This is a genomic window from Sinorhizobium mexicanum, assembly GCF_013488225.1.
In the GTDB taxonomy this organism is placed as follows: domain Bacteria; phylum Pseudomonadota; class Alphaproteobacteria; order Rhizobiales; family Rhizobiaceae; genus Sinorhizobium; species Sinorhizobium mexicanum.
This window is the reverse complement of the sequence record NZ_CP041238.1, coordinates 2,508,249-2,534,676: the sequence shown is the minus strand read 5'-3', so window position 1 is coordinate 2,534,676 and position 26,428 is coordinate 2,508,249. Positions and strand designations below refer to the sequence as shown.

28 protein-coding genes are annotated in these 26,428 nt (G+C 61.5%); 17 read left to right on the top strand and 11 right to left on the bottom strand.

Translation table 11 applies throughout. The annotated features are described in order from the left end of the window. Nucleotides 1-92: 92 nt before the first annotated feature. Nucleotides 93-743, bottom strand: coding sequence for a glutathione S-transferase family protein (locus FKV68_RS11980; protein ID WP_180938063.1), 651 nt, complete (start codon nt 741-743; stop codon nt 93-95). Nucleotides 744-1,234: 491 nt separating this feature from the next. Here FKV68_RS11980 and FKV68_RS11975 point away from each other — a divergent pair, with 491 nt between their 5' ends. Continuing rightward, nucleotides 1,235-1,708: a VOC family protein gene (locus FKV68_RS11975; protein ID WP_180938062.1), complete on the top strand. Its 474-nt coding sequence runs from the start codon at nt 1,235-1,237 to the stop codon at nt 1,706-1,708. 132 nt (nt 1,709-1,840) lie between these two features. Here the strand turns inward: FKV68_RS11975 and FKV68_RS11970 are convergent, their stop codons facing one another. Beyond that, on the bottom strand, nt 1,841-3,184 hold the full coding sequence (locus FKV68_RS11970) for an aminotransferase-like domain-containing protein (RefSeq protein WP_180938061.1): 1,344 nt from the start codon (nt 3,182-3,184) through the stop codon (nt 1,841-1,843). A 177-nt stretch (nt 3,185-3,361) separates the two neighbouring features. Here FKV68_RS11970 and FKV68_RS11965 point away from each other — a divergent pair, with 177 nt between their 5' ends. The 4 genes from FKV68_RS11965 to FKV68_RS11950 all read left to right on the top strand — a co-directional run bounded on the left by FKV68_RS11965 (nt 3,362) and on the right by FKV68_RS11950 (nt 8,289). Beyond that, nucleotides 3,362-3,580 carry a DUF1127 domain-containing protein gene (locus FKV68_RS11965; protein ID WP_245181195.1) on the top strand — a complete coding sequence of 73 codons (219 nt, stop codon included), beginning with the start codon at nt 3,362-3,364 and terminating at the stop codon, nt 3,578-3,580. A 2-nt stretch (nt 3,581-3,582) separates the two neighbouring features. After that, a complete protein-coding gene (locus FKV68_RS11960; protein WP_425347581.1) occupies nt 3,583-4,359 on the top strand; it encodes a sulfite exporter TauE/SafE family protein in 777 nt (258 codons plus the stop codon). 373 nt (nt 4,360-4,732) lie between these two features. Further along, a complete protein-coding gene (locus tag FKV68_RS11955) occupies nt 4,733-5,323 on the top strand; it encodes a YqaA family protein (RefSeq protein WP_180938058.1) in 591 nt (196 codons plus the stop codon). 656 nt (nt 5,324-5,979) lie between these two features. Beyond that, nucleotides 5,980-8,289 carry a rhodanese-like domain-containing protein gene (locus FKV68_RS11950; RefSeq protein ID WP_180938057.1) on the top strand — a complete coding sequence of 770 codons (2,310 nt, stop codon included), beginning with the start codon at nt 5,980-5,982 and terminating at the stop codon, nt 8,287-8,289. Between the two features lie 167 nt (nt 8,290-8,456). On the opposite strand, the gene FKV68_RS11945 is transcribed toward FKV68_RS11950, so the two are convergent. After that, a complete protein-coding gene (locus FKV68_RS11945; RefSeq protein WP_180938056.1) occupies nt 8,457-9,356 on the bottom strand; it encodes a LysR family transcriptional regulator ArgP in 900 nt (299 codons plus the stop codon). Between the two features lie 118 nt (nt 9,357-9,474). Between FKV68_RS11945 and FKV68_RS11940 the strand changes: the two genes are divergently transcribed. From FKV68_RS11940 to FKV68_RS11930, 3 genes are all read left to right on the top strand, one after another. Beyond that, the gene (locus FKV68_RS11940; RefSeq protein WP_180941471.1) at nt 9,475-10,083 is read left to right on the top strand and encodes a LysE/ArgO family amino acid transporter; all 609 of its coding nucleotides are present in this window, start codon (nt 9,475-9,477) and stop codon (nt 10,081-10,083) included. 149 nt (nt 10,084-10,232) lie between these two features. Further along, the gene (locus FKV68_RS11935; protein ID WP_180938055.1) at nt 10,233-11,642 is read left to right on the top strand and encodes a DUF1254 domain-containing protein; all 1,410 of its coding nucleotides are present in this window, start codon (nt 10,233-10,235) and stop codon (nt 11,640-11,642) included. 367 nt (nt 11,643-12,009) lie between these two features. Further along, on the top strand, nt 12,010-12,504 hold the full coding sequence (locus FKV68_RS11930) for a nucleoside deaminase (RefSeq protein WP_180938054.1): 495 nt from the start codon (nt 12,010-12,012) through the stop codon (nt 12,502-12,504). Nucleotides 12,505-12,654: 150 nt separating this feature from the next. Here the strand turns inward: FKV68_RS11930 and FKV68_RS11925 are convergent, their stop codons facing one another. From FKV68_RS11925 to FKV68_RS11915, 3 genes are all read right to left on the bottom strand, one after another. Beyond that, on the bottom strand, nt 12,655-13,110 hold the full coding sequence (locus FKV68_RS11925; protein ID WP_425347583.1) for a DUF1801 domain-containing protein: 456 nt from the start codon (nt 13,108-13,110) through the stop codon (nt 12,655-12,657). Beyond that, nucleotides 13,110-13,499: an ester cyclase gene (locus tag FKV68_RS11920; protein WP_180938052.1), complete on the bottom strand. Its 390-nt coding sequence runs from the start codon at nt 13,497-13,499 to the stop codon at nt 13,110-13,112. The genes FKV68_RS11925 and FKV68_RS11920 overlap by 1 nt, the downstream gene beginning before the upstream one ends. 243 nt (nt 13,500-13,742) lie before the next feature. Further along, a complete protein-coding gene (locus tag FKV68_RS11915; RefSeq protein ID WP_180938051.1) occupies nt 13,743-14,213 on the bottom strand; it encodes a cupin domain-containing protein in 471 nt (156 codons plus the stop codon). Nucleotides 14,214-14,520: 307 nt separating this feature from the next. Between FKV68_RS11915 and FKV68_RS11910 the strand changes: the two genes are divergently transcribed. From FKV68_RS11910 to FKV68_RS11900, 3 genes are all read left to right on the top strand, one after another. Further along, complete coding sequence (locus tag FKV68_RS11910; RefSeq protein WP_180938050.1) at nt 14,521-15,846, top strand: MFS transporter; 1,326 nt, start codon at nt 14,521-14,523, stop codon at nt 15,844-15,846. Between the two features lie 358 nt (nt 15,847-16,204). Further along, entirely contained in the window at nt 16,205-16,816 is a 612-nt protein-coding gene (locus FKV68_RS11905; RefSeq protein WP_180938049.1) for a class I SAM-dependent methyltransferase, read from the top strand. Nucleotides 16,817-16,975: 159 nt separating this feature from the next. Then, nucleotides 16,976-17,341: a hypothetical protein gene (locus FKV68_RS11900; RefSeq protein ID WP_180938048.1), complete on the top strand. Its 366-nt coding sequence runs from the start codon at nt 16,976-16,978 to the stop codon at nt 17,339-17,341. A 55-nt stretch (nt 17,342-17,396) separates the two neighbouring features. On the opposite strand, the gene FKV68_RS33045 is transcribed toward FKV68_RS11900, so the two are convergent. The 3 genes from FKV68_RS33045 to FKV68_RS11890 all read right to left on the bottom strand — a co-directional run bounded on the left by FKV68_RS33045 (nt 17,397) and on the right by FKV68_RS11890 (nt 18,846). After that, nucleotides 17,397-17,609: a GDCCVxC domain-containing (seleno)protein gene (locus tag FKV68_RS33045; RefSeq protein WP_245181194.1), complete on the bottom strand. Its 213-nt coding sequence runs from the start codon at nt 17,607-17,609 to the stop codon at nt 17,397-17,399. Between the two features lie 250 nt (nt 17,610-17,859). After that, nucleotides 17,860-18,300 (bottom strand): DUF411 domain-containing protein, encoded by a 441-nt coding sequence (locus FKV68_RS11895; protein ID WP_180938047.1) that lies wholly within the window; start codon nt 18,298-18,300, stop codon nt 17,860-17,862. A gap of 201 nt (nt 18,301-18,501) precedes the next feature. After that, nucleotides 18,502-18,846, bottom strand: coding sequence for a hypothetical protein (locus tag FKV68_RS11890; RefSeq protein WP_245181193.1), 345 nt, complete (start codon nt 18,844-18,846; stop codon nt 18,502-18,504). A 530-nt stretch (nt 18,847-19,376) separates the two neighbouring features. Here FKV68_RS11890 and FKV68_RS11885 point away from each other — a divergent pair. Both FKV68_RS11885 and FKV68_RS11880 read left to right on the top strand, forming a co-directional pair. After that, nucleotides 19,377-19,967 carry a flavodoxin family protein gene (locus tag FKV68_RS11885; protein ID WP_180938045.1) on the top strand — a complete coding sequence of 197 codons (591 nt, stop codon included), beginning with the start codon at nt 19,377-19,379 and terminating at the stop codon, nt 19,965-19,967. A gap of 231 nt (nt 19,968-20,198) precedes the next feature. Further along, nucleotides 20,199-21,026 carry a dienelactone hydrolase family protein gene (locus FKV68_RS11880; protein WP_180938044.1) on the top strand — a complete coding sequence of 276 codons (828 nt, stop codon included), beginning with the start codon at nt 20,199-20,201 and terminating at the stop codon, nt 21,024-21,026. A 104-nt stretch (nt 21,027-21,130) separates the two neighbouring features. On the opposite strand, the gene FKV68_RS11875 is transcribed toward FKV68_RS11880, so the two are convergent. Together FKV68_RS11875 and FKV68_RS11870 are read right to left on the bottom strand one after the other, a co-directional pair. Next, nucleotides 21,131-21,541, bottom strand: coding sequence for a cupin domain-containing protein (locus tag FKV68_RS11875; RefSeq protein WP_180938043.1), 411 nt, complete (start codon nt 21,539-21,541; stop codon nt 21,131-21,133). 263 nt (nt 21,542-21,804) lie between these two features. Beyond that, entirely contained in the window at nt 21,805-22,335 is a 531-nt protein-coding gene (locus FKV68_RS11870) for a hypothetical protein (RefSeq protein ID WP_180938042.1), read from the bottom strand. 69 nt (nt 22,336-22,404) lie between these two features. Here FKV68_RS11870 and FKV68_RS11865 point away from each other — a divergent pair, with 69 nt between their 5' ends. The 4 genes from FKV68_RS11865 to FKV68_RS11850 all read left to right on the top strand — a co-directional run bounded on the left by FKV68_RS11865 (nt 22,405) and on the right by FKV68_RS11850 (nt 26,387). Then, entirely contained in the window at nt 22,405-22,980 is a 576-nt protein-coding gene (locus FKV68_RS11865) for a Crp/Fnr family transcriptional regulator (RefSeq protein WP_245181192.1), read from the top strand. Beyond that, nucleotides 22,977-24,203 (top strand): chromate efflux transporter, encoded by a 1,227-nt coding sequence (gene chrA / locus FKV68_RS11860; protein ID WP_180938040.1) that lies wholly within the window; start codon nt 22,977-22,979, stop codon nt 24,201-24,203. The genes FKV68_RS11865 and chrA overlap by 4 nt, the downstream gene beginning before the upstream one ends. Nucleotides 24,204-24,405: 202 nt before the next feature. Further along, nucleotides 24,406-25,059, top strand: a complete 654-nt coding sequence (locus FKV68_RS11855) for a hypothetical protein (protein ID WP_180938039.1) — start codon at nt 24,406-24,408, stop codon at nt 25,057-25,059. Nucleotides 25,060-25,139: 80 nt separating this feature from the next. Beyond that, nucleotides 25,140-26,387: an MFS transporter gene (locus FKV68_RS11850; protein WP_180938038.1), complete on the top strand. Its 1,248-nt coding sequence runs from the start codon at nt 25,140-25,142 to the stop codon at nt 26,385-26,387. Nucleotides 26,388-26,428 lie beyond the last annotated feature (41 nt).

Here is a 26,428-nt window from a genome sequence, read left to right as displayed (position 1 = left end):
GGAACGCGGGAAAGCGACGCAAAGCCGTCATCGATAGGAGACGCAACGAACGGCTGATTGTGCGGGAGGGGACCTTTATCAGCCGACCTTTGTCACGTGCTCGAAGCGGCGGTGAAAACCGCCAGTTGAGCGTCGAAAGCACGCTTGTAGGCGGGCCGCGCTTCGCCGCGCGCGACATAGGCGGAAAGGTTCGGATGTTCGTCCAGCATATCCGATCCCTTCAACCTGAGCAGCACCGTCACCATCAGCAGGTCACCGGCGCTGAACGCGCCGTCGAGCCAGTCGGCATCGCCGAGGCGGCGGGAAAGGTGGGCCAGCCTTTTGCGGATGCTGTCCTCGAGGAAACGCAGGCGCTCATCGTACCAGGGCTCGTCGCGCTCGAGGATCGTGGCGAGGGCGCGATCGAAGATCGGCGGCTCCACCGTGTTGAGCGCGGCAAACATCCACGCGATCGCGCGTGCCCGGGCATTCGCATCGTCCGGCAGCAGGCCGCCATGGCGCTCTCCGATATGGAGCACGATCGCCCCGGACTCGAACAAAGCGAGATCGCCTTCTTCGTAGGTCGGAATCTGGCCGAAAGGTTGAAGCGCGAGATGGGCGGGTTCCTTCATCGCCTTGAATGAGAGAAGACGAACCTCGTAAGGCTGGCCCACTTCTTCGAGCGCCCAGCGAACGCGCATGTCGCGCGCCAAGCCCCTGCCGCGGTCGGGCGACCGTTCAAAGGCGGTAATGGTGATGGTCATCGCTGTTCTCCCTACAGCGCCGCGCGTCTTATCGGACGCGCAAAGATCGCTGTAGTACTTTGAATTGCTGCATGTCTTTGTCCTTAAATCGAGGTCGATTTAAGGAGACATGCAGTAGCATGTCCATCTTGAAGACGGCTGGCTAAACGAGATTCCGACACCCTATGCTCGAGATAATCCTCGCGGACGGCGACGTCAAAGTTACCGGCGTTGGCGATCGCCCAGGCGCGATAGACGCTTCTGCTGCCTTGACTGAACGGCTCCCGATAACACCGCCACACATTTGCGACGGCGGGGAGCGTGAGAATCCGGCGCGTTGCAAAACTTTTCAGGATTTCACCTCTGCCCTGTCGGGAAGCGATTGCTTCATCCGTCCTCAGGGGGCGACTTGGCGACACAGCCACTTGGCGACACAGCCACGTTCGGGGTGGAGAATAACGGTTCGCTGCCTATCTCGCAGGGTAGCTGCTTCAAGCGAAAGGAACACGGAAATGTCGAAGAATACGATTTGCCTCTGGTTCGACAAGGACGCCGAGGATGCCGCTCGCTTCTACGCACAGGTCTTTCCCGACAGCAGGGTGACTGCCGTGCACCGTGCACCGAGCGACTACCCCTCTGGCAAGGAGGGCGACGTGCTGACGGTCGAAATGACGGTTGCGGGCGTTCCTTGCCTCGGTCTCAACGGGGGGCCCATGTTCAAGCATAACGAAGCCTTCTCGTTCCAGATCGCCACCGACGATCAGGAGGAGACCGACCGCTACTGGAATGCCATCGTCGGCAACGGCGGCCAGGAGAGCGCGTGCGGCTGGTGCAAGGACAAGTGGGGGATTTCCTGGCAGATCACGCCGCGCGTGCTGACTGAAGCGATGGCGGCCGGCGGCGCCGAGGCAAAGCGCGCGTTCGATGCCATGATGGAGATGGGGAAAATCGACGTCGCCGCGATCGAAGCGGCGCGGCGCGGCTGACGCTTCATTGCGTCTCGCCGCCGCTCGACTGCAAAGAGATGCTGCCCCTTGGGTCAAGAACTGACCATTGGTCAGTTCTTAGCCCAGCGGCCTTGGATGCGGAGCAGGCATTGCCGCACCGACCGAGCTTGCTCATTCGGTCGATTCGAAATCGTACTCCCTGGCATTCAGCATCGCGGCCAGCGTCTGCAGGCCAGCGTCGAGTTGATCCATCGTCGGGGACGCCAGCGCCAGCCTTACGGCGTTCGGTGCATGGCCGGGTGTGACGGCGAAGGTGGTGGAGGGCGTCAAGGCAATGTCGCGCTTGGCGGCGGCCGCGACGAAGGTTTGCGAGCGCCAGTGCGCCGGCAGCGTCAACCACAGATGATAGGAGTTCTCGTTCGCCCGGATTTCGAAAGCCGAGAGACGATCGGCCGCCAGTTTCTGACGCGCGCCCGCATCGAGGCGCTTCTGCCGCGAAAGCTCGGCAATGATGCCGTCGCCCATCATCCGTTCAGCCGCCGCAAACGCAAATCCCGAGGCGGTCCATCCGCCGGAACGGACTGAAGCCATCACGCTTTCACGCAGCCGCTGCGGCGGCACGATGAAGCCCAGCGTCAGGCCGGGAGCAACCCTCTTGGAGAGACTGTCGATGACAATCGAGGACTCCGGCGCGAGTGCAGCAAGCGGCGGCTCATTGTCGAGGAAGCCATAGACATTGTCCTCGATTACCGGAAGATTGAGCCTTTCGACGACGCGCAAAAGATCGGCCCTGCGCGCCGGCGTCATCGTCATCCCCAAGGGATTTTGGACCGCCGGCTGAATGTAGATGGCTGAGAGATGTGCCTCGCGGTGTGCCTCTTCCACTGCGTCGGGCCGTACGCCAAGTTCGTCCATCGCCAGCGGCACGAGCGAAATGCCGAGCCGCGCGGCGATCCCCTTGATGAAGGGGTAGGTCAGCGCCTCCACGCCGCATCGGCCGCCCGTGGGAACGACCGAGGCGAGCGCTGCAGCGATGCTTTGCCGTCCGTTGCCGGTGAAGACGAGCTGGTCCGGGGAAGGGGACCATGCACCTTGTGACAGGTAAGCGGCTGCGACGCTTCTGACTGACGGGGTGCCGATGCTGGTCGCCTGTCTCAAGGCGGCATCGAGCCCTGCGGGATTTTCCAGGCCAACCAGGCTTTTTGCGATGAGCGCGGTTTGATCGGGGAGCATCGGGTAATTGAACTCGAGATCGATCCGGATGCCGCGCGGCTCACCGGGCGCTGCCGCGCCGCGCCTGGCATCGCCCGAGACGAACGTGCCCCTGCCTACCTCGCCGACGACAAGGCCGCGGCGCAACAGCTCGGCATAGACGCGGCTCGCCGTCGAGACCGCGATCTTGCGCTCATAGGCAAAGCTGCGCTGCGGAGGCAAGCGGTCGCCGGGCTTCAGAGCCCCGTTGGCAATTTCCGCGGCGATGGTGTCGGCAAGTTTGAGATAGTCCGACTTCGGCATAATTGCACCGAGTTCAATGTTTCGATTGCACCGAGATTGTAGTCAGAGCATGCTGCCTGCGTCAACCGGCTTGCACCGGGCATCACTAAGGTCTGCGGTCAATGAACACGCGGCGGCGCTGGAGAAGCGCTCGCGCCGACGGCGTCGCATTGCCGCGGAGCAACCATGGAGACCAAAATGTCCGCAACCTTGTCCACCATCGACCCGTCGCAGGGGAGTCGCCTGATTTTCAGCGTCTGTAGGGAGAGCATCGCTCGCCATTTCGTCCGCCGCGCCGCCTTGAAAGCCCTTCGCGAGTTCGATGATGACGCACTACGCGATATCGGGCTCGCACGTTCCGAAATTGAGGCGGCGGTTTATGGCTTCATGACCTCTCCCAAGCGGGCGAGGACATGACGATGGCCGTCCCCGCTGCGCCGGAGCTCACCGCAGCCACGATCCTTGTTGCTTTTGCCGGCGTATTCCTGATCTGCTTCATGAAGGGCGCATTCGGGGGCGGGTTCTCGATCGTCGGCATTCCGCTGTTGTCGATGGTGATGGACCCGGTAACGGCGGGCGGCCTTCTCGCGCCATTGCTCGTTGCGATGGACCTGTTCGCACTGCGCTACTGGAAGCCGTCGACATGGTCGAAGCCGGACCTCTTGCTGCTGTTGCCGGGGCTCGTGATCGGCGTCGGGCTCGGCTATCTCATGTTCCGCCTTCTGGACCACCGCGCGATTGCGATCATGATGGCGGCGACCACTCTGATCTTTGTCGGCCTATGGCTTGCGGGAGGCGGGAAGGAGACAATCCGCCCGCGTTCGTCGCCGAAGGCGATCGCCGCCGGTCTCACGTCGGGCATCACCACCATGGTGGCGCATTCGGGCGGGCCGCCACTTGCGATGTACCTGCTGCCGCTCGGCCTCAGCAAGGAAGTCTATGCGGGAACGACGAGCATGTTCTTCACGGTCGGCAACGCAACCAAGGCGGTGCCGTGGCTGCTGCTCGTGAGACCGGCGGGCAACGACTGGACCCTGATGGCGGCCTGCCTCATCGCCATTCCTGCCGGCGTATGGCTTGGCTGGCGGCTTCACGGAAGGCTGGACCAACGCCAGCTTTACCGGGCGTGCTACGGATTGCTGGTCGTGACGGCGTTGAAATTATTGTGGGACGGCGTTTCCGGCTATCTCGCGTGAATGCGGAGCGGAGCGCCAGAAGTGGTCGCGGCCAGTCCGATCACTGGCACTTTGGTTCAGTGGGCGACATATTCCGGAAACTCGGCCGCACCACGGCTCAGGGCCCAATCTCGCGACAGGCTGTCAAGCCACAAGCGTTTGTTCTGCAGTGTTCGACGGCCGTTCGACAGGTTCCCCGTTCATGTTGCTCTGAACTGCGACCCGATTTTTGACGACGATTTTGACGACATGGATATGGCTCTACCCCCCGCGGCGCGAGGATTGGCTCAGCCCGCTGACGATGTATTCTCCGCCCGATGACAGGTCACGCGCGTGATCCCGGCCGGCGTGAACAGACCGCAGGCGGGATTTTCTGCAGTTGAAAGGTGGCTTCATGCTCCGATCCTTATACGACTGGACGATGTCTCTTGCCGGGAAGGGCTCATCGGAAAGATGGCTCGCGGCCATTGCCTTTGTCGAAAGCTCCATCTTTCTCGTGCCGGCCGACGTTCTTTTTGTGCCGATGGCGCTGGCAAGGCGTGACCGGGTTTGGCGCTACGCGCTTGTCGCCTCGGTTGCGTCCGTGCTCGGCGGCATCGCCGGCTGGCTTCTCGGATATTACGCGTTCGAAGCTGTCGCCCGGCCGATACTGGAATTTTACGGGAAGCTCGACACTTTCAATCACCTCAGTCAGTCCGTCGATTTCTCGACGATCATACTGCTCCTGATTACCTCGGGCTTCGCGCACCTGCCGCCGATCAAGGTCGTGACCATTCTGTCTGGCGTCGCGCACGTGAATATCTGGTTGTTCGCGATTGCCGCCACGCTCGCACGGGGATCGCGATTCATGCTGCTAGCCTGGCTTTTGCAGCGCTACGGCGAGTCGGTGCGCGATTTTGTAGAGCGGCGGCTGACGCAGCTCGCGACCGCCGCTTGCATGACGGCTTTCTTCGCCTTCGTCGCCTATCGCTACATCGCTCATTAGATCATTTCATTGTTATTCGGACGTTGCTTCTTCACCCGAGCAGTCGCGACTTCGCCGTTGCGACCACTTCGCGCGCAAGGCGGCCAGTGCCCATTTCCGGGAGAGTCCGATCGAAGATTATCTTGTTGACTGTCGACTTCACAGGAGTTCGACCGAAGCTACGAAGCTCGGACAACGAAAGACCGTCCATCAATCCAGCAACGACGAAGGGGACATTTGTGGGACGAGCCGGCCGATCACCTGACAGGCCATCGCGCCGACCACGAGAGTGGCTGGATCGCGAGACGCGACAGGAGTGACTGACATGGTCTGGCTGCCCCGCGCTGTCGCACTTAGAATTGCCGCATATCTCCTCGAAGTCGATTTAAGGAGACGTGCAGCAGGCAGTGAACCGTTCCTTGATTTTCTGATCGAGCATTGAACGTCCACTTTGGGCCGAAGGCGGTCGCCGCGTTCGTCCGGAATGTGCCAGAAGCGGAAATCTGAGGCTGACCGGTTCACGTCTGCACTCGGCCCGAAGCGGCCGTTCCGGCAAGGTCCCAATAAATCTGGCACGAGCGAGGAAACAAGTGTAGCTTCCAGAGGCTGGGAGGCTGGAGTTCCCGCCCCTGACCAACGCAAGAGCGAGGCCTTCTACACCTTCGGGAGAGGTGGTTATGGAAGCAGTTCGCGCGGAACGGCGGCTGGTTGCAATTCTTGCCGTCGACATTGTTGGTTATTCGCGACTCATCGAAGCTGACGAGGCACGGACCCTGGCAGCAATGAAGACGTGGCGTTCCGAAATCTTCGATCCCTTTCTGGAAGAATATCACGGACGCATCGTGAAACTCATGGGCGATGGCGCGATCGTGGAATTTGGTTCCGTCGTCGACGCCGTCGCTTGTGCAATCGCGTCCCAAAGTAAGATTGCTGCACGCCAAGTGGATGTCCCATCCCAGCGTCGGCTTCTCCTCCGCATGGGCATCAATCTCGGCGATGTGGTCGTCGACGGGGATGATTTGCTGGGCGATGGCGTCAACGTCGCGGCTCGCCTTGAGCAGATGTGTGAGCCAGGAGGACTTTTCATATCTGGCACTGCTTTCGATCACTTGCAGGGCAAGTTCGAATTGCCGCTGGAATTTATCGGCGAGCACCACGTGAAGAATATCCAGCGCCCTGTCCGCGTCTACCGGGTGAAGTTCGAGGGAGATGCCGGGCTTTGGCGCATCAACGTCAAAAGCTTTCGCCGTTGGAGAATTCCGGCTGCTTTGGTCCTCCTACTCTTGATAGTAGTTTCCGCAGTATGGCAGGCTCAGAGGCGCGAGAGTACCGACGCGGCGTCCGTTGCGCGGATGGCTTTTCCGCTACCCCAGAAGCCCTCGATCGCCGTCCTGCCATTCGACAATCTCAGCTCTGACGCCGAACAGGGCTATTTCGCCGACGGAATGACCGATGACCTGATCACTGAGCTCTCCAAGCTTTCTGGCATCTTCGTTATCGCGCGCAACTCGGCCTTCACCTACAAGGGCAAGTCCGCCACGGCGCAGCAGGTGTCCGAGGAATTGGGAGTTCATTACATCCTGGAGGGCAGCGTACGCCGAGAGGGAAACCATGTTCGGGTCAATGCCCAGTTGATTGATGCGATCGACGGACATCACCTCTGGGCTGAGCGCTATGACGGTGAAATGAGCAGCGTATTCGGGCTGCAAGACAGGGTCATAGGACAGATCGTGTCGACGCTCTCCGTGAAGCTGACGAGTGCAGAACAGAACATCGCAGAAGTACCGGAAACGACAAACCCCCAAGCTTACGACCTTTTGCTGCGAGGCTGGGAGCATCTTCGCCGGGACACCGAGTCGGAAACGGTCAGGGCCACTGCATTCTTCCAGAAGGCTATCGTGATCGATCCGGACTACAGCCGCGCCTATGCGTCGCTGGCGGCAGCAAACTGGAGAGCTAGCGTCTTATCCTGGAATTATTCCCGCAGGGAGAGCGCCTCCAGGAACCTGGACAGAAACCTTGCAAAGGCCATGGAGAAGCCGACGCCGCTTGCCTATGCGATATCGGCGCAAGTGCTTGCCCAGCAAGGGCGCTATGACGAAGCATTCGCTGCCATCGAGCGGGCGATGAAACTTGCGCCGAATGACCCCGACAACCACGTCACCATGGCGCGTGTTCTTAACGCGACGGGACATGCGGCGGAGGCGGAACAGCAAGTGCGTCTGGCGATAAGAATCGACCCTCGTCCCCCGCAGGCAACGCTGCGCATGCTCGCAGTGTCGCTTTTCTCCCAGGGAAGATACGACGAAGCCATCGACACCTTCGAACGCGTGATCGACAAGAGGTCTGATCTCCGAGCGGATTACGCCACGTTGATATCGATTTACGGACATCTCGGACGAACGGACGGCATTCAGGTGCTGATCGACAAGTACAACAAACTTGCTTTGTCTTCCTTGTCTGATCCGCTCACGGTTCAGGAAAGTGCGTTTGAGTGGTATGGCAGCGCGTTCAGCTACCATCGGCCGTACATTGCGCGCCTGCAGGAAGGACTCCGCAAGGCCGGAGTGCCGGAGGGGGCTGGCACCGACCTCGCGCTTGACGACTACGTCAAGTTCATGACCCTGACGAAGGGCGATCTCAGTGTCGATCGAACGATAAAAGTCGATGTAACGGAAGCAAAGGCGCTGCTCGCCCGCGGTGTGCCCTTCATCGATGTGCGAGCTCCGCTCAATTATGAGAACGGCCACATCCCAAAGGCCATCAACTTATCGCTGGTCACCGGCCTATCGAAGGAAAGCCTTGCAAAGGTGGCGGGCAAGGAAGACGAGGTCGCCTTCTATTGTCAGGGCAAGCATTGCCCCTATTCCGCCTATGCTTCGGCCAAGGCGATTGCCTGGGGTTACACGCACGTCTACTATTTTGCCGGCGGATTTTTGGAGTGGAACGACGTGGGCAATCCGCTGGTGGTCGAGGTCAGGAAATAGCTCGAGCAGGAATTGCCACATCACATGGGTCGCCAATGCCATCCGCGATCTCAATGACCGCTAATAGCGGATTGTGCCTTCAGTTCCCCAGCCACTCGACTTCCGGATTCCACGGAATGCGGACCTCAGCATTCTGACGTGCGAGGTCCACTTCGGGCCAAAAGCGCTCACCCGAGCAGTCGCGACTTCGCCGTTGCGACCACTTCGCGCGTCAGGTCCGTCAGCCGGTCGGCTGCGAGGCGGTTGATCTGCCAGAAGAGCGGCACATCGAGCGGGGTATCCGGGATGAGTTCGACGAGCCGCCCGGAAGCCAAGTGCTCCCCGGCGAGGAGGGCAGGGTTCATGCACCAGCCCATACCGGCGAGGCTGGCATCGAGGAAGCTCTGCGTCGATGGCAGCCAGTGGGTGGGATGGGCAAGCTCCTGTCCAAAAGCCTGATGAATCCAGCGGCTTTGCCCTGTGTCTTTCTGGTTGAAGGTCAAGGCGGGCGCACGCCCGATCGCCTGCGCTGTCACGCCGTCGGCGAAGTATTTCGCCACGAACTCGGGGCTTGCCGTCGCGTGAAAGCGCAGCGCTCCGAGCGACGTGCGCCGGCAGCCGGAGATCTGTTTTTCGACGCTGGTGACAGCCGCGAGTACGCGACCGCGTTGCAGCCATTCGGCCGTATGTTCTTCGTCGTCGATGGCAACGTTCAAGAGATAGCGGGATTTCCTGGAGAAATTTGAGATGGCCGGCAGGAACCACGTTCCAAGGCTATCGGCATTGGTCGCAATGTGAAGTGTCACTTGCTCGCGCGGCTTGTCGGGATCGGCAAGCGACGGAAGATGCTCCATCAGTTCGCCTTCCAGCATGCCGACATGCTCCATGTGGCGGCAGAGCCATGCTCCCTTCTCGGTTGCCGTGCACGGGTTGCCCCGGACGATCAATACCACGCCGAGGCGTTCTTCCAGTTGCTTCACCCGCTGGGACACGGCCGACGGCGTGACGTTCAATGCGGCGGCCGCCTTTTCGAAGCTGCCGGTCTGGACGACGGTTGCAACGGCGTGAAGGGCGGGATAGTCCAGCATCGCGTTAGTTCTTCTTAATCGGGGTTATATGATTTAATTATCCTAACTTCACGGCGCCGGCTAGAGAAATGCTGACTCGTTCGCGGAGCATTTCGTCAGCATGAACCTTCCAATTTACATGACCTTCCCCGTCTATATGACTGGCCTGATGATGGGCTTGAGCCTGATCGTCGCAATCGGTGCGCAGAATGCCTTCGTTCTGCGTCAGGGATTGCGACGCGAGCATGTGTTCGCCGTGTGCCTTACATGCGGCGTGTCCGATGCCATCCTGATCCTTCTGGGCGTTACCAGCCTCCGGCAAATTGCGGCCATGCTGCCCTGGCTTGACCCGGCCATGCGATTTGGGGGAGCCGCCTTTCTCACCTGGTACGGCGCAAAGAGCCTCCGTTCCGCCATTCGATCTTCCGGGGCCCTGACGGTCGGAGAAGAAGTCTCTTCAAGGTTCTGGCCGACGTTTGCGACCTGCCTTGCGCTCACCTGGCTCAATCCGCATGTCTACCTGGACACGGTCGTCCTTCTCGGCACCATTGCGACCCGCTTTCCCGGTCAGGAAATGCTGTTTGCCGCCGGCGCCATGTCGGCTTCGTTCCTGTTCTTTTTCGCGCTCGGCTACGGCGCCAAGTGGCTGCGCCCGATCTTCTCGCGGCCCTCGGCATGGCGGGTGCTGGATCTCGCGATCGCCGCCGTCATGTGGATGATCGCCTACAGGCTGCTCAGCGGGATGTAGTGCCGTTCAGGACATTCTCCGCTGTTTTGTCGACTCGCTTCGGTGTCGCTCCACGTCGTTACTGTTACGTACTTTCAGTTTTCCGCCCCGACAGGCAACATGGAACCGAGTTCGTTTGAGACAACTGTCGGCCAAAGGAGGAGTGGCGGATGGTCAGAATCGCGCTTGCCACAATCAGCCTGTTCTTCGCGGTGTTTTCCGCTTCCGCACAAGCCCCGTCCTCTGAAGACCTTGAACGCCGCACCATCGAGCGGCGTGCGGTCGAAGCCGTAATCTGGGGCATGTCTGCCGTCAACTACGACCTTATGCTTCAGGAAATGCTCAACAAAACCGAAGCCAAGGTCAACGAGTTCGTTTACTGGAGCCAGCCGCTCGATTGGCACAATCAGACACTCACGCCGAACCCCGACACGCTCTATTTCATGGCCTTCTTCAACACAAAGGAAGTTGGGCCGCTGGTCCTCGAAATCCCACCGGCGAATGGAGGTTCGCTCAACGCAAACATCGTTACCACCTGGCAGATGGCGCTTGGCGACGGCGGTCTCCTCGGCGCGGACAAGGGCAAGGGTGGTAAATACCTGATCCTACCGCCCGGCTACAAGGACAGGGTGCCCGAGGGCTACATCCCACTGCACGCCGACACCTTCGGGGGCTACGCGCTCGTCCGCTCGAACCTCGAGAGCCACAGCGACGCGGACGTCGCCAAATCCGTCGCGTATGCCAAGAGGGTGAAATTCTATCCTTTGTCTCAGGCGGCCAATCCGCCCGAGACAAAGTTCACCGATGCACAGGACGTCTATTTCGACTCGACCATTCGCTATGATGCGAGCTTCTTCCAGAACCTGGACCGCATCGTCCAGAACGAGCCCTGGCTCGACCGCGACCGGAATATGATCGACAAGCTCAAGTCGCTGGGCATTGAAAAAGGCAAGCCGTTCAGTCCGGATGCGCAGACGAAGGAACTGCTCGACCGGGCTGCGCGCGAAGCCAGTGCCTGGCTGGAGGCCGGTTACGACGTCGGCTTTGACCCCTTCTGGGAGGGAAGTCGCTGGACGTTGCCGGCACCGAAGGAACTCATAGCAGCGCAGGCCGACGGTTTCTCAAATCCCGATTCCTACCCGGTCGATGGGCGCGGCATTGCCTACAGCTACGCTTATGTCGGCATCAAGACGCTGGGCGCAGGCCAGATGTACATGATTACGATCCGCGACAAAGATGGTGATGCCTTTGATGGCAGCAAGAGCTACCGCCTGCATGTGCCGCCGGATGCCCCGGTAGAGCAGTACTGGTCGGCCACGGCATACGACCGCAAGACACATGCGCTAATCAAGAACATGAACCGCGCGAGCCGCGCCTCGAACAGCACGGAAGTGCAGAAGAACGCTGACGGCTCCGTGGATGTCTATTTTGGGCCGCAAGCCCCTGCGGACAAGGAGCCCAACTGGGTACCGACCGACCCGGCCCGGCAGTTCGAGGTCATGTTCCGGCTCTATGCCCCGAAGCCCGCGCTGTTCGAGAAGAAATGGGTGCTGCCGGACATTGAAAAAATGAACGAATAACGCAGTGATCTTAGGGAGGGGTGGGCCGCGGGTGCTGCGACTCTCATTTACCCGGAGGCGGCAATCAGCGCGTCCGCGGTTCGCCGCAGGAGCGGAATGGCTTCGCTCGCTTCAAGAACCTGCGAGCTGACGAATGCGCCATTGATGAGCAAATTGATCCCAGTTTGCGGCGGTTCGTGTCAGTCTTGCTGATAAAGTCAGAACGGATCACTATCGATCTTTGATACCTGTCCATCGGGGGGTTGCCAGATGGTCACCCTCGGAAAGCTGGCAACTTTCCACTTGGCGGAGAACACAAATTACCCGCGCCGTTACCGGGGAAACATTGACGGCGGATGAACTGCGACAATTGCCAGGAGTTCATAAAATGACAAGCACCACACGATCCTACGACGAGTCACTGCTGCGCAAGGCCTTCGATGTGGCGCGGCGTTCGCGCGAGGGGGGAGATCACCCGTTCGGTTCAATTCTCGCCGACCACGATGGCAATGTTTTATTGGAGCAGTGCAATGGCTACAGTTCGGAAGGCGGCGACCGCACGGCCCATGCGGAGCGGCTTCTCGCCACGCGCGCCGGCAAGGCCTATGGTCTCGATTTTCTTGCCGAGTGCACGATGTACACGTCTGCAGAGCCGTGCGCCATGTGCTCCGGCGCGATCTATTGGGCAGGCATAGGGCGCGTCGTGTTTGGCCTGTCCGAGAGAGAGATGAAGCAACAAATAGGCGATAACCAGGAAAATCCGACGCTTGATCTCCCCTGCCACATCGTGTTCGCCGCCGGTCAGCGCGCAACGGAAGTCGTCGGGCCCATGCTTGAGGTCGAGGCGGCGAAACTCCACGAGGACTACTGGTCTCGCGGTTAACGGCCATCGGATCATTCGTTGCGCCTTTTCAGCCCAAAGATTTTGGGCTGGAGCATCCCGCTTTCAAGTGGAACCACTGAAAGCGGATAAGATGCTCCAGAAACAACGTGCCAGAGCGTCCTTTGTGCGTTCACTTGAACGCCCGGCGCTTTAGGCGCTCTTCGGTTTCTTCGGCGAACGGGCAGCTTTGGCCGACGTGTTCAGCGCCACCGCGGCGCGGATCAGCACCTTCAGCGCATCTTCATCGATCGTCTCGCCCTCGCGGATATCGATGGCACGGCGGGTGTTGCCTTCGAGGCTGGAGTTGAAGAGGCTTGCGGGGTCCTCCAGCGAAGCGCCCTTGGCGAATGTCAGCTTCACGACCTGCTTGTAGGTTTCGCCGGTGCAGATGATGCCGGCATGCGACCACACCGGAACGCCTCGCCACTTCCACTCCTCGATGACGTCGGGATCGGCCTGCCGGACGAGTGCCCGAACCCGGGCGAGCGTCTCGCCCCGCCAATCGCCGAGCTCGTCAATTCTGGCATCGATCAGCCGAGAGGGAGAGTCTTCTGGTTTTCCGTCCATCGGGTCGCCTTTCTTCGTGGTTGTTGTCGCTTTGGAAATTAACCCAGCTGCGATTCGATCGCAGCCTTGTCGATGACCGACCAGACCCTTTCGATCCGCCCCTCCACAAATTCGTAGAAGACATTTTCCGCGAACCGGACCTTCCGGCCGTTGACGGGGAGGCCGAACAGCACGCCTCTCGGCGTGCAGTCGAAACGCAGGCGGCTGGCGATCAGGGGCGGCTCGGCAACCAGCAGCTCGATGTCGAAATAAAGGTCGGGTATCGCATCGAAATCGCCTTCGAGCATCCTGCGATAGCCCGACAGTCCGATCCGCTCGCCGTTGTAATGAACGTCATCGTGAACGAACGTCCCGAGGTTCGGCCAATCCTGGTCGTTCAGGCACTGAATGTAGCCTCGGTAGAGGTCGGAAAGCTCGGCTCTTGTCATCACCGCTGCTGGTCACATTCGTTCGCCGGGCAATTCGCTGTCTTGCGTGATCCGGGCGGCAAGTCAGTCTCCTCTTCGGTACTGGTGCTCGAACCCGAGACCGGTCATGCCGGCAGGTCTATCTGAAGCCGTTCCAAACATAGTCTGCGAACTTCGACGGAATCATGAATTTCAGACTGACGGGATCAACGTCGCCACCCCTGAGAAAGAAGATCTCGTAGGCCGATCGGCCAGGGAAGCTGGTCATGCCCGCAGCCCGAGAGCGAGCGTCATGTCGTTGATGATCCCGAAACGCGCTTCAATCGCCGCAATCTTCTCGGGTGTATCTGCACCGGAAGCCTCGATGTCGATGAACAGCTGCTCGAAACCACCCGGCGTGACGGTGCCGAACATCTGGCCCGGCTCGCCGCTTATATTTCGCCAGGCGTGTGGCACATGCGGTGGCAGAACGACGACGGCACCGGGAGGGGCCTCGAACTCGTCGTCACCGCATTGGAAACGATAGAGACCGCGTATGACGCGAAAGACCTCGGTCTCGCGTGTGTGCATATGAGGAGCCGGGCCCCCTCCAGGCGGGGTGAAGGTTTCCCACATCGCGAACGCGCCTCCGGTCTCTGCAGCCGTGACATGGATCACAACCTTTGCGCCGAAAGGCGTTTTTGCCGTGCGTTCCTTGCCAGGCAACGAAACAACTGCATTTCGGAAAGGCGACATGGCTCCCCCCAGTTTTGCGCCCTCACGGTTGGTTGCAGTCTATATAGCATATCGCGGGGAGGTGGTTAATCTCGATGTTCGCCCACGCGTAGCGATTCAAAGTGCTACAGCGTGGAAGTTGGTTCTGGACTTCTCCATAAGCCGGCACTAGCGCCATTAATAGACGAAGTAACGCCTTGCAATGACGATGCCGTTACTTCGCGACGTGCCGCCTTCGCGAAGCAGGGCCGGTTTTTACTTGCCCTGGTTTGTGTTAGGATGCCCTAAAAATTTTGGGGGCCATGTTGTTGAAACGGGAGGAAGAAACATGGCTATACAAGTCCCGACGGATTTCCGCCGCGTGATTGTCGCCGCGTCGGTGGGAAACATCATCGAATGGTATGATTTTTATATTTTCGGCAGCCTGGCCGCGGTGCTGTCGGTCAAGTTCTTCGAACCATCGCACCCGGTCGCGGCGCTCCTGAGCACCATTGCGCTGTTCACCGCAGGCTTCCTGATCCGCCCGCTCGGGGCGTTTCTCTTCGGCTGGATGGGTGACAGGGTCGGCCGCAAATACACGTTCCTGATTACGCTGAGCGGCATGGGGCTCGGTACCGGCGCGATCGGCCTGATCCCGACCTACGACTCGATCGGCCTCACAGCCGCGTTCGTGCTCTTCGGCCTCAGGATGATCCAGGGCCTGTGCCTCGGCGGCGAATATGGCGGCGCCATCACCTATGTCGCCGAGCATGTGCCCGATGAAAGCCGCGGCTACTACACCGGCTGGCTCCAGACCTCTCCGACGCTGGGGATCGTCGTGTCGCTGGCCGTGGTCATCGCCACGCGCACCTACTTCGGCAACGAGGTCTTCGAGGCATGGGCGTGGCGCGTGCCGTTCCTGCTGTCGTTCCTGCTGGTCGCCATCGCCATCTACATCCGGCTCCAGTTGCAGGAGACGCCGGTCTTCGCGGAGATCAAGGCGAGGGGGCAGATGACCCGGAACCCCTGGAAGGAGGCCTTCCTGAGCGCCAACGCCAAATACGTAGGGATCGCCACGATCGTGCTGATCGGGCAGGGGGTGGTCTGGTACAGCGGCCAGTTCTGGGCGCTCTACTTCCTGCAGCAGGTTTCCAAGGTGGACGCGCTGAGCTCGTCCTACATCGTCGGCGCAGCGCTGCTCCTTGCCACGCCGAGCCTGATCCTCTTCGGGTGGCTCTCCGACATCGTCGGCCGCAAGCCGGTGATCCTCGGGGGCATGTTGCTCGCCGCGATCACCTACTATCCGCTGTATCTGTGGCTTGGAACGGTGACGCAGCCGGACAACATCAACTATCCGACCGCGATCTTCATCATCTTCATCCTCGTCTGCTACGTCGGGATGGTCTATGGGCCGGTCGGGGCGTTCCTGGCGGAATATTTCCCCGGCAGGATCCGCTACACGTCGGTGTCGGTGCCCTATCACATCGGCAACGGCTGGGGCGGCGGCCTGGTGCCCTTCGTCACCTCTGCGGCTTTCGCGGCCACGGGCAGCGTCGGCTACGCGCTGATCTACCCGATCGTCGTTCCCGCCATATGCTTCGTGCTCGCCCTGATCCTGATGCCCGAGACGCGCCAGGTCAGCATATGGCAGCCGGTTGAGCCAAGGGCCGGGTGAAGTGGCTGAGTGATGGCACGGCGTCGTGCGTCTGAAGGGATGCGCGGCGCTGGTGGGTGTGAAATCTGCAAGCTGTGGAAGGGCACCCCCCTCTGCCCTGCCGGGCATCTCCCCCACAAGGGGGGAGATTGGCGGGAGCCGCGGCCTGCCCGACAGCAAACGCGCAAATGCCGCAGCCGCCTGATGCAATGCAGCGCGCACAGGGTCATTGACTGAGCGGGGCATCGCCCCTTGGCGATCTCCCCCCTTGTGGGGGAGATGCTCGGCAGGGCAGAGGGGGGTATCACACCCACTCTCCAAATTTCGGCCTTAAACCGGCTAGGATTTGAGGAAACATGCAGTAGCCCGGGAGGGAAAGATGGGCATCTACAGCGACGTCATCCTGCCGAAGCTCTGCGACTGCTCCATGCGCAACGAGCGCCTGCTTCCCTATCGCGAACGGGTGATCGGCGCGGCGGAAGGGCGGGTGCTGGAGATCGGCAGCGGATCCGGCCTCAACCTGCCGCACTACCGCCCGGCGGTTCGGGAAATCCTGGCACTCGAGCCTTTGCCAAGCCTCGCGGCCATGGCACGTCGCGTGCCGCATTCCGCGATACCGGTCAACTTCATCGAAGCCTCCGCCGAGGCGATCCCGCTCGATGACGGGAGCGTCGATACAGTGGTGACGACCTGGACGCTGTGCACCATCCCCGGGGCGGCAACGGCACTTTCGGAAATGCGCCGCGTGCTGAAGTCCGGCGGCAGGCTGCTGTTCGTCGAGCATGGGCGCTCGCCCGACCGCGGCGTGCGCTGGTGCCAGGATTGCCTCAACCCGATCTGGCGGCGCATCACCGGCGGCTGCAATCTCAACCGTCCGATCCGGTCGCTGATCGAGGAGGGCGGCTTTCGGCTCGACCGGGTCGAGACCGGCTATATGAAAGGGCCGAGCCCCATGACCTTCATGTACGAGGGCAGCGCACGGCCGAAGTGACCGGACATCCCGGCCGTGACTTGCCGGGACAACATGCTCAGTGCCGGCTTTCGGGCCAGACGAACAAGCTTCGTCATAAACCATTTACCTTTCGACTGAACCGCGCAGCAACATCTCTCCGCTAATGGTGGCTCTTCATGGGTGGGCTTGGGCGCCGAGATGCAGATATCAATTTATATACTGGCCGCTATTGCCATGACTATTGCCAAGGGACGGCAGGTGCACAGGCTGCTTCGCAGCCGCAGCTACAACTGGAAGAGCGCCGGCTTTATTTTCCTCGCCTGGTCGGCAATGACCCTGCCGTTTATTGTTTCGGCCTGTGACGGGGTTGCCTGCGAATGGAGCCCGAAGCTTGGCTGGTGGGCCGATCTGCTCCGTCAGGTATCGCCGTTTGACAGGCTGGACACCGGCACGACCGTCACCGTGGTGTTGATCACTTATATGGTCCTGACGATCTATGTACTCGGCCACTGCCTTGGTTGGATGCTCTATGGAACCAAGAGGCTTCTTCGGTTCGCGGTATAGTCGTCGTGGAGGCTCAGCCGGCGCAATATTCCGGAGCTGTCGCAAGGACTGGAGCCTACTCGCAGCATCTAAGCTGCTGCTGCACCGGCGGACACTTCACCGAACCGAACGAACAGAACACGCAGCAGTCTCCGGGGCGGGGACGCAGCAGGGTCTTGCAACTGCTGCATTCATAGAAGAACCGGCAGGCATCGGTCGGCATGGTTTCCCGTCGGGCGAAACCGCAATGGGGGCAGGTCAGCACGGATTCGAGAACGACAGCATTCATCGCGGTACCACTTGCTTCAATCTACGCACGTCTTCTGAAAGCACACGACAGCAGTCTACTGCTGTCTCGTCGGTCGCGGTACGGGGAGGTTCTCCTCGGTCCCTCTGGTCATTTGATCTGTCTGATTGATCTCTCTGGCGGTGACCCCACCCGCCTCATCCCTGTGACAAGCACCGGAATGAGGAGGCGGAGGAGAAGCCCTGCCGCACTGCAACCGACGAAGCGCGGTACGCCAGGAAGCATGCAATTGTCATTCGGTCGCGTAGATCTCCGGCGCCTTGCCGTCCTTCGGCACCGTGTAGATCACGAATTTCTCGGTCTTCGTGCCACCCATGCCGGGCGAGCCCATCGGCATTCCCGGGAGCGTGATGCCGGCGATCGCGGGCTTTTCCTTGAGGAGCTTGCGCACGACGTTGATCGGCACGTGGCCGTCGATGACATAGCCGTCGATGAAGGTGGTGTGGCAGCCTTGCATGTCTTCCGGCACGCCGGCCTTGTGGCTGATCTCGGCAAGCTCGTCGGTTTCCTTCACATCAACCTTGAAGCCATTGTCGCGGAGATAGGCGGCGTAGCCCTCGCAGCAGCCGCATTCGGGGCTCTTGTAGAGTGTCGCGTCCTGCGACTGGGCAAGCGCCGGGGTGGCGAAGGCGATGAGAGCGGCGAGGCTCGTGAGGCGGATCATGCGGTTCATTTCAATTCTCCATGGATAAATCTGTGTATCTTCCGTTTGCTTCATGCGCCGCGCGGCCGTCTCGTGATCGATGACATGCCGGGGCAGCATCCGGTCGGCGGGATCGTCGGCGACGAAGGCGGCGTTGTCATCTCGAAGGCCGTTTCGGCACGAAGGACGCGCGTTCGCTCGCCAGGCGGTCGCGGCAGCGACGGCCGGGGATCAGCCGATGTCGGAGGTTCGTGGCGGGTCGGGATCGGGGGAGAGGGTCCGGCCGTCGAGAGACAGATCGGGGGCGAGGACCGAAGCCGGCTTCTCGCCGTGCGGCACGAGTGCCGCAAGAGGAAGCGGCGCGATGACGGCGGCAGCACAGACATTGCCGCAGGCCATGGCCTTCATGCCGTCCGGCTGGTCCGGGCAATCCTGGCAGTCGCCATGCTCAGACATGTCCGGCATGATCGTGTCGGATGTGACTGTGTCCGACTTGACTGTGTCCGACTTGACTGTGTCCGACTGGGCCATGCTCGACTCGGCCATATCAGGCATCGTCGCCATTCTGGCGGCCATGCCGCTCGCCTGGGCGAAAGACAGGCCCATGCCCGTGGCGAGGAAGACCGCGAGGAGAAAGCTGACGATTTGTCTTGGTGCATGCCGTTGTCTGAAAAGCGCTTTGTGCTTCCAGGCGACACGCAACCTTCGGACGGACCAGTGCTGCATGACAGCAGAGACAATTGCGCCGAATTCCGTGAAACACAAGCCGCGGCAAGCGTCCAGGGAGGGACGCGCCCTGTCAATATTGCGTGACGAAAGCGCGCACTGGCTTCGGCGGAGGACAGGTACTAGGCCGGGGCGGTATTAACGAGGCGGATTCGGACCGGCGATTGCGATGCCTCGCATCATCGACACGGCAGAGCCGTGTGAGACTTAGCCTCTTGAGCGCTGGCCGCAACCAAGAAACGGGCGTCTAAAATTGTGATCCGGAAAATTCAAAGGTAAAGAGCGAGTATCGTCGACTTTGAAGCCATCGGTGTGGATACTCAAAACTTCGCCCCGTGCCATTCGGTATCGAGCTGTCACGCCTTACTAGGGATCCTCACATGGACAAAGCGACGACCATCATTGGAATAGACTGCAGCCCACGCGCGTCCAGTAACTCAGCGCGGATGCTCGGCGAGGTTCTTCGCTCGCTCGAGAGAGATCGGCGGGTGAAGGTCCTGGAACAGGTGCGTCTGGCCGATGAGCGTATCGACTGTCTCGGGTGCGAGCAGTGTTATCAAACGTTCGGATACCACGGCGACGGGATCGATCGTGTTCTGTCACTCATGAAAGAGGCGGACGTGGTTCTGATGGCTACCCCCACCTGCTTCGGAATGCCGCCGGCCCTGGGCGTCGTCTTGCTCGACAGATCGGATCCCCTGTGGCGCGACGGACAACAGCTCAAAGGAAAACTCGGAGCGGTCATCGTCAACGGCGCCACCGATCCCGCGGACGATCCGAGTGTGCGCCTATGCGCGGACAACATGATTAAGTTTTTCGAACAGCACGAGATGCCCTGCGTCCAGCCGGTCCATCTGGGGGGAACGCTCGCGTATCCCGAGCAACGGTTTCCGGACCCGCTCCCCGCCGGGACGATGGGCGTTCTCGAGCAAGTGGCTGACGAGATCCGGCAGTGGGTCGGGAGCAGGTGATACCGGCACATCTCTTGCCTCCTCGCGTGGTGAGACACGAGGGGCCCAAACATGACCAATCTTCCCACCCGACCTTCGGAACACCTGAGTCTCGGCCGGTTATCGCTTTGCGTCCTGAAATCGCAAGGAAAGCTTGATCTTCTTCAAGCCCGCCTGATTGGCGCAACATGAGAGAATTGCACCAAATCTGCGTCAGAGCCTAATATTACTCCCACAAAAGGGGAGGAAGTCATGAGAAACAAGGTTTTGCGTGAAGGCGTCCTTGTAAGCCGCCGCACGATCCTGCTGGCCCTGTGCGGGGTGCCAGCCGGCATTGGTCTGCTGCCTCGCTTGGCCGTGGCCGCTCCTGCCGTTGCTGCCGACGACCCTCGCGTTCATGTTCAACTCCTAACCATCGACAACGGCGCGGGCGGGTTGCAGAGCTATGCTGCCGTGCCGGCTACCGACAGGGGTCAACTCACCAGCATCATCGTAGCCCATGACGCGCTGGGCCTGACGCCACATTTCGAAGATGTTGCACGGCGCCTGGCGACAGCAGGATCCTTTGCCGTGTTGGTACCGGACTATGCCTCGCGCTACGGCGGGACCCCGGCCGAGCCGATGCCTGCTCACGAGGTCGTCGGCATGACCACCTGGGATGAATGGCTGGCCGACACCCGCTCGGCGCTGGGCTGGCTGGCACGGCAGCCTCGGAGCAATGGCAAGGTGGCGGCGATTGGATTCGGTCTGGGCGGCAGCGCCCTCAGCCGAATAATGTTCCAATTGAACGAGCTCACGAGCGGCGTCATTTTCTATGGGCGTGCCCCGCCACTCGAAAACGTCTCGAAAATTGCCGCTTCCCTGTTGCTCAACTACGCAGGCGACGACCGGCTGGTTAACCCGCAGCGGGCTGCTTTCGAGGACGCCTTGAAGAAGGCGGGGGTCAGCTACCAAGCGTTCGTCTACGAGGGTGCCAAACACGGCTTTGAGGACGACACCGTCTCCTCCACCTACTCCAAGGACGCCGCGGAACTCGCGTGGGAGCGGACAATGGATTTCCTGAAGGAGACCACCGCGTAACGACGGCCTGACGACTATGCCAACCGCGGCGATATACCGCTCTGGGGTTTGCCGAACAGCGCAAGAAGCACCCCAGAGCCAGCGGCAAGAATTCAGAACTCCGCTCAATCGTCGGGGATCGTAAGTTCCGTTTCGTCCGTGTCTACGACGAAGACCGCCAGGATCTTGGCATCTTCCGTATCACTGGCATTGGCGCTGACCTGATGGTGGTCGCCGGGAACTTCGATCCAGTTTTCGCCGGTATTGTAGATCTTGACCTCGCCACCATTGACCTGGCTCTTGATGCGCCCCTGGATCACGGTCGCAGAAATGAAGGCGGTCTTGGCATGCGTATGGGACGGGTTGTGTCCACCGGGTCCGTATTCCACCAGGACGCCTCGCATGCTCTTGCCCGGAACATGGGGCAGCTTGTGGTCGAATATCGTCGTGACCTTGGCGTTGTACGGTTCGTCGGCAAAGGCGGGCGCGGCCGCGATCAATGCGAAGGAAAAGGCAACAGCAATGGGCCTGAACATCAGGTGTCTCCTCTACATGGCCGGAACCTACAGCGCCGGGCGTCTCTTTAGACGCGCAAAAGGACGCTGTAGCAATTTGAACCGCTGCATGTTTTTGTCCTTAAATCGGCGACGGTTTACGGAAACATGCAGTAGGGCTCCAGCTGCGATCTAATCAATGAATAGGCGGCGGGAGACTAGGTATACGTTGGTTTGCGGCATAGGGACGCGGCGGCGGGATGCGGCGAAGGAAGCATCGAGTCACCTGCCATCGGCAGCATTGACTATGGCTGCGGATGGGCGCCGTATCCGCGCAGCTCGTTGTAGCGTTTCACCTGATCCCTGGTCAGCACTCGAGCCATCCTCAAATGAGCTGCAAGATGGACGTAACGCAGGTTCGCCCGGCTCACTTCGGTCCGGCGAAGCAGCATTCGCAAGTGGTCCGCCTCGATCCCGCCATCGCGGAAGGCTGCGTCCAGCGCCGCTTCACCGGCGAGAAGGTTCTTGCCTTCGGCCACGGCTTCGCTCCGCATCTCCTCGAAGATGCGTTGCGCCGATCTCTCCTGGTCCGCCGTCAAAGCCAGCTCTCGCTTCATCTTGAGGACATGCGACGGCCCCGGCACGCCGTTGAGCTCGGCCGGCTTCGCCAGCCCCCAGCCGCCGCCCGCGCTGAGCTCGGCGATGTCCTCGGCCGAGAGGCTCTTGATCTCGCGCTGCTGCTCCCCGGCATAGGGCGACATATGGGCGTGTTCGGACTGCGCCGCGGCCGGCAGGGGAAGAACCACGGCAAGGAATGCTGGAATCAGGAATTTCATGGGCTTGCCCTATTCTGTTGGACGGCCCGAGCTTGCCATTTCGGGGGCATGTCCGACATGATAGCTATCATGTCGGAAACAATTATCAGCGAGCTTCGGCCGAGGGCCACGGCGCAGAAGTCCTTCGAGAAAGGCGAACATCTGTTCCACCGGGACAACCGGGTGCTGAGCATGTTCCTGGTCACGGACGGGGGTGTGCATCTCGTGCGTTACCAGGCGGATGGAAACATGGCGGTGCTGCAGCGCTCGGGACCGGGCATGCTGCTCGCCGAGGCCTCGGTGTTTTCGGAGCGGTATCATTGCGATGCGGTGGCAATCATGACGACATGCGCGCTCGTCGTGCCGATTGCCGAGGTCCGGCAGCTGCTCAACGACGATCCGGCTTTTGCGCGGGCGTGGACGATCCATCTTTCGCGCGAGTTGCAGAGCGCGAGAAAGAGGGCAGAGATCGTGGCGCTACGCACCGTCAGCGCCAGGCTCGACGCATGGGTGACATGGAACGATGGCAGGTTGCCGGCCAAAGGCGACTGGAGAGCGCTCGCGGAAGAGATTGGCGTATCGCCGGAGGCGCTGTATCGGGAAATATCGAGGCGGCGCTCGCGCTGCTCGCGAGCATCCATCCGGAACGGGAACGATAATCGATGAATGATACGGCAATCGAGACGAGCGAGGGCACGGCGCACCGGAAGGGGAGTGCCGGCGAGGTCTTCGCGGCCTTCCTGAAGCTCGGTTTGACTTCGTTCGGCGGTCCGATTGCGCATCTCGGCTATTTTCGCGACGAGCTTGTCGTCCGGCGGCGCTGGATCGATGAGAAGGGTTATGCGGACCTCGTGGCGCTCTGCCAGTTTCTTCCCGGTCCCGCCTCCAGCCAGGCCGGCTTCGCGCTTGGGCTCCTGCGTGGCGGGCCTTTGGGGGCGGCCGCCGCCTGGGCCGCATTCACGCTGCCTTCGGCGATCCTGCTCGTGCTGTTTGCCTTCGGGGCAGCCTCCTTCGGTGGGCCGATCGCCTGGGGCGTCATCCACGGCCTGAAGGTCGTCGCCGTCGCCATCGTCGCGCAGGCGGTGTGGGGCATGGCGAAGAACCTCTGCCCGGACCGGGAACGCGCGAGCATCGCGCTTGCCGCGGTGCTGATCGTCGTTCTCGTTGCCGGCGCGATCGGGCAGCTGGCGGCGATCCTGGCCGGCGGGCTTGCCGGACTGTGGCTCTGCCGGGCGAAGGGCGAGGCGATTTCGGGACGTGTCAGCTTCCCCGTTTCGCACGCCACGGGCTGGGTGGCGCTCGTGCTGTTCTTCTGCCTGCTCGTCGGCCTGCCGGTCGCGGTCGCAGCCACCTCGTCGCAGGGGCTGGCGGTCTTCGATGCGTTCTACCGCGCGGGATCACTGGTGTTCGGGGGAGGGCACGTGGTGCTGCCGCTGCTGCAGGTGGAGGTCGTCCGGCCCGGCTGGGTGACGGCCGACCAGTTCCTCGCGGGATACGGCGCGGCACAGGCAGTTCCGGGGCCGCTCTTCACCTTCGCCGCCTATCTCGGCGCGGTGCTCGGCCCCGAGCCGAACGGCCTTGTCGGCGCCATCATCGCGCTCGTTGCCGTCTTCCTGCCGGGCTTCCTGCTGCTGATTGGCACCATTCCATTCTGGGATTCTTTTCGCGCAAGACCCACCGCACAGGCGCTGATGCGCGGCGCCAATGCCGCGGTTGTAGGCGTTCTCGGCGCGGCGCTCTACCAGCCGGTCTGGCAGAGCGCGATCATCGGCCCGCACGAGTTCGCGCTGGCGCTGACGTGCTTTGTCCTCCTCATGGCCTGGAAATGTCCGCCCTGGATCGTGGTCGTCGTCGCCGCGATCGGCGGGGTGCTGATCGGCATCGCCTGAGGGGTCCAGCCCACGTTGGGATCATGCGGCAGTTGCCGACCAGCAATCGCGGTGGCGTAATGGGTTCGGCGGATGCGTTCTCGGAGGAGATGCGTTTCTGTACCGCAACCGACGGGGGCAACATTACACTGCTGCCGTGCACCATGGCGTCTGATGAGACGAGCCATGCAACGCCAGGAGCAATCGTCCAGAGGAGACCGCCATGGCAGAGGCGAATGAGGGCGAAGACCAGGTCCTGCAGATCATGACGACGGAGCACTTCGTGCTTCAAACCGCGCGGTCGGGCACCATCCAGGAGGCGAACCAGCGTGCGAACCTGTTCCTGACCTCGGTTTCGAGCGCGACCATCGCGCTTGCCTTCGTCGCGCAGGTCACGCAAATGGGTATGCCGTTCGTGCTGTTCAGCCTGATCCTGCTTCCTTGCCTCTATTTCATCGGCATTGTCACTTTCGTGCGTGCCGTGCAGGTCGCTATCGAGGATATGGTGCACGCGCGCGGAATGGCGCGAATACGGCACTACTACGTCGAGAGCGCGCCGGTCGTGCGGCGCTATCTCATCCATGCCATTCACGACGATCGCTCGGCCGTGCTTGTCCACAAGGGCCTCAAATCGTCGCCATGGCAATTCTTCGTGACAACGGCGGGAATGGTCAGCACCATCAATGGCGCGATCGCCGGCGTTTTCGCGGGCGTTGTCGCGCGATCGGCGGTCAGCCTGCCGGTCCTGCTCAGCGTGGGTGTCGGGCTTCTGGTTTTCGCTGCGAGCATCCTGCTGCTGCGGCGCTATCATCTGAATGCCTGGGCGGCGGCCGAAGACAGTTTGACGGTCCTTTTCCCCGACGCCCAGGGCGAATGACGTTCAATAAGGAGCAATTCAAGTGCTGCAGCGTCCCTTGCGCGTCTGTCAGACGCGCGGTGCTGTAGCGGAGCGTGAAAATGACCACGAAGAACGGCGCGCCGGCGACCGCCGGTATACGGCTCGGCCTTGCGGAGAACTGGCCGCAGTTCGCGCTGCTTGTGCTGATCAACGCGTTCGTCGGCGGCATGGTCGGGATCGAGCGCACCGTCGTGCCGCTGATCGGCGCGGAAGAGTTCCACATCGCCTCGACGACGCTCGTCGTTTCCTTCATCGTCAGCTTCGGCGTGGTGAAGGCGCTTGCCAATCTCGTCTCCGGCCAGCTCGCCGACCACTGGGGGCGCAAGCGCGTGCTCGTGCTTGGCTGGCTTTTCGGCCTGCCGGTTCCGTTCATCATCATCGCGGCACCGGGCTGGGAGTGGATCATCGCCGCCAATGCGCTCCTCGGCATCAACCAGGGGCTCGCCTGGTCGATGACGGTGATCATGAAGGTCGATCTTGTCGGACCGAGGTCACGCGGACTTGCGGTGGGGCTGAACGAGTTCGCCGGCTATCTCGCCGTCGGGCTGACGGCATTCGCCACGGGCTATCTGGCGTCGGAATATGGGCTCAGGCCGGCGCCGATCTATCTCGGCGTCGGCTACGCCGTGCTCGGGACGCTGCTTTCGATCCTCGCCGTTCGCGACACGCGCGATCACGTGCGCCTCGAGGCTTCGTCGCGCCCGGAACAGCCGCCTCAGATCGGCTTCCGCGAAATCTTCACGCTGACGTCGTTCCGGGATCGCAACCTCTTCGCCGCCTCGCAGGCCGGCCTCGTCAACAACCTCAACGACGGCATGAGCTGGGGCATCTTCCCGCTGTTCTTCGCCTCCTTCGGCCTCGGCGTCGAGCGGATCGGCATTCTCAAGGCAGTCTACCCGGCGACCTGGGGCATCCTCCAGGTCGCGACCGGCCCGTTGAGCGACCGCTGGGGGCGCAAGGGGCTGATCGCCTGCGGCATGTGGGTGCAGGCCGCCGGCCTGTTCCTCACGGCCTGGACGCGCCAGTTCGAATGGTGGCTGGTCGCAAGCCTCCTCCTCGGCCTCGGCACGGCCATGGTTTATCCGAGCCTGATCGCCGCCGTATCGGATGCCGCGCATCCCGCCTGGCGCGCCCGCGCGCTCAGTGTCTACCGCTTCTGGCGCGACCTCGGCTACGCGATCGGGGCGCTCATAGCCGGGCTTATCGCGGACCGTTTCGGCCTTGGCGCGGCGATCACATCGGTCGCCGCCCTTACCTTTCTCTCCGGCGTCGTCGTTGCCGTCCTGATGCGGGAGGGCTCGTCGTAGCGGCGCGGGAGGCGGCCGGCTGGCCGGCGCTACGGCAAAAT

What these genes read in the sequence shown, in the direction of transcription:
- FKV68_RS11980 (WP_180938063.1), bottom strand. Translation starts at nt 743, where the DNA reads ATGACCATCACCATTACCGCCTTTGAACGGTCGCCCGACCGCGGCAGG.
- FKV68_RS11975 (WP_180938062.1), top strand. Translation starts at nt 1,235, where the DNA reads ATGTCGAAGAATACGATTTGCCTCTGGTTCGACAAGGACGCCGAGGAT.
- FKV68_RS11970 (WP_180938061.1), bottom strand. Translation starts at nt 3,184, where the DNA reads ATGCCGAAGTCGGACTATCTCAAACTTGCCGACACCATCGCCGCGGAA.
- FKV68_RS11965 (WP_245181195.1), top strand. Translation starts at nt 3,362, where the DNA reads ATGTCCGCAACCTTGTCCACCATCGACCCGTCGCAGGGGAGTCGCCTG.
- FKV68_RS11960 (WP_425347581.1), top strand. Translation starts at nt 3,583, where the DNA reads ATGGCCGTCCCCGCTGCGCCGGAGCTCACCGCAGCCACGATCCTTGTT.
- FKV68_RS11955 (WP_180938058.1), top strand. Translation starts at nt 4,733, where the DNA reads ATGCTCCGATCCTTATACGACTGGACGATGTCTCTTGCCGGGAAGGGC.
- FKV68_RS11950 (WP_180938057.1), top strand. Translation starts at nt 5,980, where the DNA reads ATGGAAGCAGTTCGCGCGGAACGGCGGCTGGTTGCAATTCTTGCCGTC.
- FKV68_RS11945 (WP_180938056.1), bottom strand. Translation starts at nt 9,356, where the DNA reads ATGCTGGACTATCCCGCCCTTCACGCCGTTGCAACCGTCGTCCAGACC.
- FKV68_RS11940 (WP_180941471.1), top strand. Translation starts at nt 9,475, where the DNA reads ATGACCTTCCCCGTCTATATGACTGGCCTGATGATGGGCTTGAGCCTG.
- FKV68_RS11935 (WP_180938055.1), top strand. Translation starts at nt 10,233, where the DNA reads ATGGTCAGAATCGCGCTTGCCACAATCAGCCTGTTCTTCGCGGTGTTT.
- FKV68_RS11930 (WP_180938054.1), top strand. Translation starts at nt 12,010, where the DNA reads ATGACAAGCACCACACGATCCTACGACGAGTCACTGCTGCGCAAGGCC.
- FKV68_RS11920 (WP_180938052.1), bottom strand. Translation starts at nt 13,499, where the DNA reads ATGACAAGAGCCGAGCTTTCCGACCTCTACCGAGGCTACATTCAGTGC.
- FKV68_RS11915 (WP_180938051.1), bottom strand. Translation starts at nt 14,213, where the DNA reads ATGTCGCCTTTCCGAAATGCAGTTGTTTCGTTGCCTGGCAAGGAACGC.
- FKV68_RS11910 (WP_180938050.1), top strand. Translation starts at nt 14,521, where the DNA reads ATGGCTATACAAGTCCCGACGGATTTCCGCCGCGTGATTGTCGCCGCG.
- FKV68_RS11905 (WP_180938049.1), top strand. Translation starts at nt 16,205, where the DNA reads ATGGGCATCTACAGCGACGTCATCCTGCCGAAGCTCTGCGACTGCTCC.
- FKV68_RS11900 (WP_180938048.1), top strand. Translation starts at nt 16,976, where the DNA reads ATGCAGATATCAATTTATATACTGGCCGCTATTGCCATGACTATTGCC.
- FKV68_RS33045 (WP_245181194.1), bottom strand. Translation starts at nt 17,609, where the DNA reads ATGAATGCTGTCGTTCTCGAATCCGTGCTGACCTGCCCCCATTGCGGT.
- FKV68_RS11895 (WP_180938047.1), bottom strand. Translation starts at nt 18,300, where the DNA reads ATGAACCGCATGATCCGCCTCACGAGCCTCGCCGCTCTCATCGCCTTC.
- FKV68_RS11890 (WP_245181193.1), bottom strand. Translation starts at nt 18,846, where the DNA reads ATGGCCGCCAGAATGGCGACGATGCCTGATATGGCCGAGTCGAGCATG.
- FKV68_RS11885 (WP_180938045.1), top strand. Translation starts at nt 19,377, where the DNA reads ATGGACAAAGCGACGACCATCATTGGAATAGACTGCAGCCCACGCGCG.
- FKV68_RS11880 (WP_180938044.1), top strand. Translation starts at nt 20,199, where the DNA reads ATGAGAAACAAGGTTTTGCGTGAAGGCGTCCTTGTAAGCCGCCGCACG.
- FKV68_RS11875 (WP_180938043.1), bottom strand. Translation starts at nt 21,541, where the DNA reads ATGTTCAGGCCCATTGCTGTTGCCTTTTCCTTCGCATTGATCGCGGCC.
- FKV68_RS11870 (WP_180938042.1), bottom strand. Translation starts at nt 22,335, where the DNA reads ATGAAATTCCTGATTCCAGCATTCCTTGCCGTGGTTCTTCCCCTGCCG.
- FKV68_RS11865 (WP_245181192.1), top strand. Translation starts at nt 22,405, where the DNA reads ATGTCGGAAACAATTATCAGCGAGCTTCGGCCGAGGGCCACGGCGCAG.
- chrA (WP_180938040.1), top strand. Translation starts at nt 22,977, where the DNA reads ATGAATGATACGGCAATCGAGACGAGCGAGGGCACGGCGCACCGGAAG.
- FKV68_RS11855 (WP_180938039.1), top strand. Translation starts at nt 24,406, where the DNA reads ATGGCAGAGGCGAATGAGGGCGAAGACCAGGTCCTGCAGATCATGACG.
- FKV68_RS11850 (WP_180938038.1), top strand. Translation starts at nt 25,140, where the DNA reads ATGACCACGAAGAACGGCGCGCCGGCGACCGCCGGTATACGGCTCGGC.